Here is a 7,432-nt window from a genome sequence, read left to right on the forward strand (position 1 = left end):
ATGCAGTTCGTCGCAGACGCCGTCGCACTCGGCGTCGCCCGCCTTCATGTTGATCAGTCCGATGTCGAACGGCGCCACCGCGTCCGGCCAGATGATGCCGTTGTCGTCATGGCTGGCTTCGATGATCGCCGCGACCAGCCGCGACGGACCGATGCCGTAGGAGCCGCCGGAGACGAAATGATCCTTGCCGTCGGGTCCGGTCACCTTGGCGCCCATGGGCTTGGAATATTTGTCGCCGAAATGGAAGATGTGGCCGACCTCGATGCCGCGCGCCGAAACCTTGTCGCTCTCGCCGATCTTCTCCCACGCCGCCTCGTCATGCATCTCGTCGGTGGCGGCGTAGGGCGTCGTCCATGTTTTGACGATGTCGGCGATCTCGGTGTCGTTGGCAAAATCGGTGTTGGCGCCGGGCACATCGAGCGCAAGATAGTCGCGGTGGCAGTAGACCTGGCTCTCGCCGGTGTCGGCCAGGATGATGAATTCATGGCTGAGATCGCCGCCGATCGGCCCGGTGTCGGCCCGCATCGGTATAGCCTGCAGCCCCATGCGCGTAAAAGTCCGGAGATAGGACACGAACATCCTGTTGTAGGCCGCCTTGGCGCCTTCGAAGTCGAGGTCGAAGGAATAGGCGTCCTTCATCAGGAACTCGCGCGACCGCATGACGCCGAAGCGCGGCCGCACTTCGTCGCGGAACTTCCACTGGATGTGGTAGAGATTGAGCGGCAGGTCCTTGTAGGACTTCACATAGGCGCGGACGATCTCGGTGACCACTTCCTCATTGGTGGGGCCGTAGAGCATGTCGCGGTCCTGCCGGTCCTTGATGCGCAGCATCTCCTTGCCGTAGTCGTCATAGCGGCCGCTTTCGCGCCACAGATCGGCCGACTGGATGGTCGGCATCAGGATTTCCAGCGCACCGGCGCGATCCTGCTCCTCGCGGATGATGCGGCATACCTTGTCCAGCACCCGCTTGCCGAGCGGCAGCCACGAGAAACTGCCCTGCCCCTGCTGGCGGATCATGCCGGCGCGCAGCATCAGCCGGTGCGAGACGATCTCGGCCTCGCGCGGATTTTCTTTGAGGATCGGCAGGAAATAGCGCGACAAACGCATGGGCAGGTCCGTGAGTGAGGAGGGTCGCGTCAGAATCGGCGCGACTTTGGCTTGCTTGACCCGGCTTCATAGCCATTTCAAGGCGGAATGGGAACCCGGACGCTTCGGCCCGAAAAGCGGAATCGATTTCCAAAAAACATGGGTAGCCGGGATCAGAAGCGTCGCACCGCCGTTCGCCCGTCCAGAAGACCCATGGCGCTGCAAGGCCTCCCGGTCACTGTGCGCGTCTTGGTGATCGTTCGCCAAGCAACGCCTGCCACACTATTGTGCAGTGCAGCACGAGAATGCCCGTTTCAAGGCAAAATTCTTCGTGACATTTTCATTCGCCTTAGGCTAATGTACCTCGATAACCGAGAGGGCAGAAAAAAATCTGCTCTCCTACGCGGTCAAAGTCTTGGGAGGATGCGATCTAGGCGCGGTTACTCGCTGCCGCCGGAAACCGGAAACAGATCGGACGCGTTTAAATTGCAAGGCCTCGTGCCTTGCATTTTTTTTGTGCAATCATCTGCTTAGCGCAACGCGTTGCCAAACCACCTTACCCAGCGTCAGCGCTCGTCAGGCCGCAAAACGGCACGACGTTCCCCGCCGAAACCCGCCCGGTCCGACATATGAAAACGCCGTCGCTGGACAGTCTATTTAGCCGGCGTCTGGCTGAATTCCGGCACGATGTGCGGGATGTCGTTGAGGCTGTATCCCAGCCCATGCGTCAGGCCATAGAAAATGCCCATCAGGATCGCGGTGGCGATGGTGGTGCGGATCACGGCGCGTAGCATGTGAGGCCCACGCGGCGCGCTCGGAACCGTGCCGAGCGTCACGTCGTGATCGTCGTCCTGCGTCCTCACGCTGAACGGCAGCACGGCGAACAGCACCACCCACCAGGTCGCGAAAAACAGGGCGGTGAACGAAACCCAGCTCATGATTGCTCCAGTTCGATCAGCGTGCCGAAGAAATCCTTCGGATGCAGGAACAGCACCGGCTTGCCGTGCGCGCCGATCTTCGGATTGCCGTCGCCCAGCACGCGGGCGCCGGCGGCCTTGAGCTGATCGCGCGCGGCCAGGATGTCGTCGACCTCATAGCAAAGGTGATGCATGCCGCCGGAGGGGTTCTTCTCCAGGAAGGCGGCGATCGGCGATCCCTCGCCCAAAGGCTCCAGAAGTTCGACCTTGGTGTTGCCGACATTGACGAACACCACCGTCACCCCGTGCTCCGGCAGTGCCTGCGGCGCCGTAACCTCCGCGCCGAGCGTGTTGCGGTAGGCCGCTACGGCAGCAGCCAGATCCGGCACGGCAAGCGCGACATGGTTCAGACGTCCGAGCATAGGTTTTCCTCAGGGCAGTATGGCAATAGGGCAGTATGGCAATAGGGGAAAAGCTGACCTGCCTCGTATCGAAATCCCTACTGCCCTACTCCCTTACTGCCCCACTCCCCTCAGCGAGTGACGAACACCGTCACCAGCGGCTTCTTGCCCCAGGCTTCGTTGGCGGCGCCGCGCACGGCGCGCCGCACTGCTTCCTGCACCAGGTCGAGGTCTTTTCGGCGCTGACGGGGGATCGAGTCCACCGCGCCGATTGCCGCATCGATCATCAGATCTTCCAGCGACTCGCCACGGCCATCGGCCTCGGCGACGCCGATGGCGACCAGATCGGGGTCGCCGGCAAGCTCATATTTGTCGTCCAGCACGACATTGACCGCCACGTGGCCGGCAAAGGACAATTTGCGCCGGTCGCGGATGCCCATCGCCTGATCGGTGCCGATCAGTCTGCCATCCTTGTAGATACGGCCGAACGGCACCTGATCCATGATGGTGGCTGGGCCGGGAGCAAGCCTGAGCATGTCGCCGTCGCGCACCTGCGCCACCTGGCCGATGCCCGATGTCGACATCAGCGAGCCCTGCGCCACCAGATGTGCCGCCTCGCCATGCACGGGAACGCCGATCTGCGGGCGCACCCATTCATACATCTTGCGCAATTCGCTGCGCCGCGGATGGCCGGAGACATGCACCAGCGCATCGCCGTCCTCGATGATCTTGACGCCGAGGTCGATGAGACGGTTCTTGATCTCGAGGATCGCCTTCTCGTTGCCGGGAATCGTACGCGAGGAAAACACCACCGTGTCGCCTGCCGTCAGCGACACCGACTTCATCTCTTCGCGCGACAGCTTGGCCAGTGCGGCCAGCGGCTCGCCCTGGCTGCCGGTGCAGATGATGACCAGGTTTTCGCGCGGGATGAAACCAAAATCCTCCTCGGCGATGAACTCCGGCAGACCGTCCATGTAGCCGAGTTCTCCGGCCACATCGATGACCCGCTTCAGCGAACGGCCAAGCACCAGGCACTGGCGTCCGGCATCGCGCGCCGCTTTGGCGATCGAGACGATACGTCCGACATTGGAGGAGAACGTGGTGACGGCGACACGGCCCTTGGCAGCCTGGATGACGCCCTTGAGGCCCTCGCCCACAGCCACTTCCGAAGGCGACTCGCCTTCGCGCAGCGCATTGGTCGAATCGCAGATCAGCGCCAGAACGCCCTTGTCGCCATAGGCGCGGAAACGCGCCTCGTCGGTCTTCGGCCCGATCGTCGGCTCCGGATCGATCTTCCAGTCACCGGTATGGATGACGGTGCCTGCCGGCGAGGTGATCGCCAGCGACATCGGCTCGGGAATCGAGTGCGCGACCGGAATGGCTTCGATCTCGAAGGGGCCGACGGTGAATTTCTCGCCCGCCCGGTAGATCGTGACCGGTATTTTCGGTGCGCCCTGCTCGCCTTGCCGCTTGGCTTCCAGCAGGCCGGCGCTGAACGGCGTCATCCAGACCGGCGCCTTCAGCTTCGGCCATGTGTCGAGCAGCGCGCCGTAATGGTCTTCATGCGCATGCGTGATGATGATGCCGCGCAGATTGGCGAGGTTCTCCTCGATGAAGCGTGTGTCGGGCAGCACCAGGTCGACGCCCGGCAGGCTGGCATCGGGGAAGGTCACTCCGACATCGATGACGATCCATTCGCGCGCGCTGGGCGGCCCGTAGCCGTAAAGAGCGAAGTTCATGCCGATCTCGCCGACGCCGCCGAGCGGCACGAAGACGAGTTCGGCGTTTTCCGCTTTCGCCATGATTTTTCCCTTCCTGGCCCTCAGGCCAAGCTCAAAAGCAATTCCGGGAAAAGTGTGTAACGGTTTTCCCACCGGAGTTGCGCAAAAACAAACAGTTAGAACCGTTCATGAACGGCCCTATGCCCTGGCCGAAGCGACCGCGCCGAAATGCACATCGCCGGCGGCGATCGTCCGAACCGAACCTTCATCGTCGCGGATCACGAAACGGCAGTCCTCGTCAATGGTCTCAAACACCCCGCGCACCACATTACCGTCAATTCTGACGGCAACCTCGCCGCCGAGCCCCGCGGCACGATCAAGCCACCGTCGCCTGACGGCGGCAAGTCCGCGCCCCTCATCCCACAATCGGGCATTCTCGCTCCAGGCATCCGACAGCGCCAGGAACAGTGTTTCCGCATCGCATGCCGCGCCCAGCGCGCGCAAGGAAGTTGCGGGATACGGCAAATCCTCAGGGTATGCCACCACATTGACGCCGATGCCGACCGCCACTCCGAAACGGCCGCCCTCGAGGATTGCCGATTCCAGCAGGATGCCGGCCAGCTTGGCGCCGGAGGCAAGCACGTCGTTCGGCCATTTCAGCTCGAAACGGTTTTTTCCTTCGCTGCCACCGTCGAGGCCAATGGCGATCCGGCCCTTCGGCACCACGGCATCGAGTGCATCGGCCAGCGCCAGTCCTGCGACGAAGCCCAATGTCGCGGCAAGGCGAAGCTCTGCCTTGGTGATGACGAGCAGCGTCGCCGCCAGGTTGCCTTCCGGGGTCGCCCAGACGCGGCCGCGCCGGCCACGCCCGCTTTCCTGCTTCTTGGAAACGACCCACAATTTGCCGGCGTCGCCTGCCCTTGCGTGGTCCAGTGCCAGCGCATTGGTGGAGCCGACGCTCTCATGCGCCTCGAGCCGGAACCCTTCCGACGCCGAGGTTGGAGCCAGCCGAAATGCCATGCCGTCTAGAAAAACGTCTTGGCGGCGGCTTCGGCATAGGTGCCGATCGGCCCACCGATCAACACGTAGAACAGCACGAAGGCGCCGGAGACGCCGAGCACGACACGCAATTCCGTCGCCATCGGCACGAAGCCGCCGACCGGTTCGTCGAACCACATGATCTTGATGATGCGCAAATAGTAATAGGCGCCCACCACCGAGGCCAGCACGCCGATGATCGCCAGCGCGTAGAGATTGGCGTTGATGGCGGCGAGGAAGACGTACCATTTCCCCCAGAAGCCGGCGAGCGGTGGAATGCCGGCGAGTGAGAACATCAGGATGGTCAGGATCGTCGCCATGACCGGATTGGTCGACGACAGGCCGGCCAGGTCGCTGATCTGCTCGACATTGCCTTCCTTGCGCCGCATGGCGAGGATGAAGGCGAAGGTGCCGAGCGTCATCACCAGATAGATCAGCATGTAGATGGCAACGCCGCGCACGCCGGCCTGGCTGTTGGCGGCAAGGCCGACCAGCGCGTAACCCATATGGCCAATCGAGGAATAGGCCATCAGGCGCTTGATGTTGGTCTGCCCGATTGCGGCGAAGGAGCCGAGTGCCATCGAGGCGATCGAGATGAAGACGATGATCTGCTGCCAGTCGGCGGCGATTGGCTTGAACGCGCCCATGGTGACGCGCACGATCAGTGCCATCGCCGCCATTTTCGGCGCCGCCGCCAGGAAGGCCGTCACCGGAGTCGGCGCGCCCTCATAGACGTCAGGCGTCCACATGTGGAACGGCACCGCGGAAATCTTGAAGGCAAGGCCGGCCAGCACGAAGACGAGGCCGAAAACGAGGCCAAGCTGGCGCTCGCCGCTGCCGAGTGCCGTGGCGATTTCCTGGAAGCCGGTGTTGCCGGTGTAGCCGTAGACCAGGCTGATGCCATAGAGCAGCATGCCCGACGACAGCGCACCGAGAACGAAATATTTGAGGCCCGCTTCGGTCGAGCGCAGATTGTCGCGGTTGATCGCGCACAGCACATAGATCGCCAGCGACTGCAGCTCGAGGCCGAGATAGAGGCCGATCATGCTGTTGGCCGAGATCATCAGCATCATGCCGAGCGTGCACAGCAGGATCAGCACCGGATATTCGAACTTGTCGAAACGCTCCGCCTTGGCGAAGCGCATCGACATCACCAGCGTCACCGCCGAGCCAACCAGTGCCAGCACCTTCATGAAGCGGCCGAAGGAATCCTGGATGAAGGCATTGCCATAAGCGCTGCCCTGCCCGGTTCGGAAGATCAGCCAGGCGCCCGCGATCGCCAGCACGGCAACCGCAAGGCCGGTTACCGTGTTGGCCGTGTTGGCGCGCGAACAGGCTCCGACCATCAGCAGCGCCAGCGCGCCGACGGCAAGGATCAGCTCTGGCGTCGAGAGCGACAGGCTGGAGAGAAGGTCCGGCGTCATGGTTCGCAAAACCTCTGGTCAGTTCGCCGCCGCGGTCTGCGCGGTGCCGATGGATGCAGTGACATTGGTGACGAGCGACTTGACCGATTGGGCCGTCGCGTCGAAGACCGGGGCGGGATAGACGCCGAAGAAGATGACCAGCACGACCAGCGGGTAGATGATCACCTTCTCGCGCGGCGACAGGTCGAGCAGTCCCTTAAGGCTCTCCTTGGTCAGTGCGCCGAAGATCACCCGGCGGTAGAGCCAGAGCGCGTAGGCGGCCGACAGGATGACGCCGGTGGCGGCGAAGAACGCCACCCATGTGTTGACCCGGAACACGCCGAGCATGGTCAGGAACTCGCCGACGAAGCCGCTGGTACCGGGCAGGCCGACATTGGCCATGGTGAAGATCAGGAACACCGTGGCGTATTTCGGCATGTTGTTGACCAGCCCGCCATAGGCCGCGATCTCACGTGTGTGCATGCGGTCGTAGATGACGCCGACGCACAGGAACAGCGCGCCGGAGACGAGGCCGTGGCTGAGCATCTGGAAGATCGCGCCCTGCACGCCTTCCTGGTTCATGGCGAAGATGCCCATGGTGACGAAGCCCATATGAGCAACCGACGAATAGGCGATCAGCTTCTTCATGTCCTCCTGCATCAGCGCCACCAGCGAGGTGTAGATGATGGCGACGACGGACAGCGCGAAGACCAGCGGCGCGAACATTTCCGACGCCAGCGGGAACATCGGCAAGGAGAAGCGCAGGAAGCCGTACCCGCCCATTTTCAACAGGATGCCGGCCAGGATGACGGAGCCCGCCGTCGGCGCCTCGACGTGCGCGTCGGGCAGCCATGTGTGCACCGGCC

The 7,432-nt window shown here is 62.9% G+C and carries 7 protein-coding genes; all 7 read right to left on the reverse strand.

The window, feature by feature from the left end; all coding sequences use genetic code 11:
* On the reverse strand, positions 1-1,107 hold a 1,107-nt coding region (proS, locus tag ENZ75_RS14310), incomplete at its 3' end, for a proline--tRNA ligase (protein WP_128278155.1).
* A gap of 632 nt (positions 1,108-1,739) precedes the next feature.
* Positions 1,740-2,024, reverse strand: a complete 285-nt coding sequence (locus tag ENZ75_RS14315) for a DUF1467 family protein (RefSeq protein WP_013531106.1) — start codon at positions 2,022-2,024, stop codon at positions 1,740-1,742.
* Positions 2,021-2,425, reverse strand: coding sequence for a methylmalonyl-CoA epimerase (mce, locus tag ENZ75_RS14320; RefSeq protein ID WP_063168232.1), 405 nt, complete (start codon positions 2,423-2,425; stop codon positions 2,021-2,023). Before mce ends, ENZ75_RS14315 begins: the two co-directional genes overlap by 4 nt.
* A gap of 110 nt (positions 2,426-2,535) precedes the next feature.
* A complete protein-coding gene (locus ENZ75_RS14325) occupies positions 2,536-4,206 on the reverse strand; it encodes a ribonuclease J (RefSeq protein WP_013531104.1) in 1,671 nt (556 codons plus the stop codon).
* A 117-nt stretch (positions 4,207-4,323) separates the two neighbouring features.
* Positions 4,324-5,145, reverse strand: coding sequence for a biotin--[acetyl-CoA-carboxylase] ligase (locus ENZ75_RS14330; protein ID WP_063168233.1), 822 nt, complete (start codon positions 5,143-5,145; stop codon positions 4,324-4,326).
* 5 nt (positions 5,146-5,150) lie between these two features.
* The gene (nuoN, locus tag ENZ75_RS14335) at positions 5,151-6,587 is read right to left on the reverse strand and encodes an NADH-quinone oxidoreductase subunit NuoN (RefSeq protein ID WP_063168234.1); all 1,437 of its coding nucleotides are present in this window, start codon (positions 6,585-6,587) and stop codon (positions 5,151-5,153) included.
* Between the two features lie 18 nt (positions 6,588-6,605).
* Positions 6,606-7,432, reverse strand: an 827-nt coding sequence (locus ENZ75_RS14340) for an NADH-quinone oxidoreductase subunit M (protein WP_164887821.1), incomplete at its 5' end; no start/stop codon positions are given.

The organism is Mesorhizobium sp. M7A.F.Ca.CA.002.04.1.1 (assembly GCF_004022805.1).
GTDB classification, from domain to species: domain Bacteria; phylum Pseudomonadota; class Alphaproteobacteria; order Rhizobiales; family Rhizobiaceae; genus Mesorhizobium; species Mesorhizobium ciceri.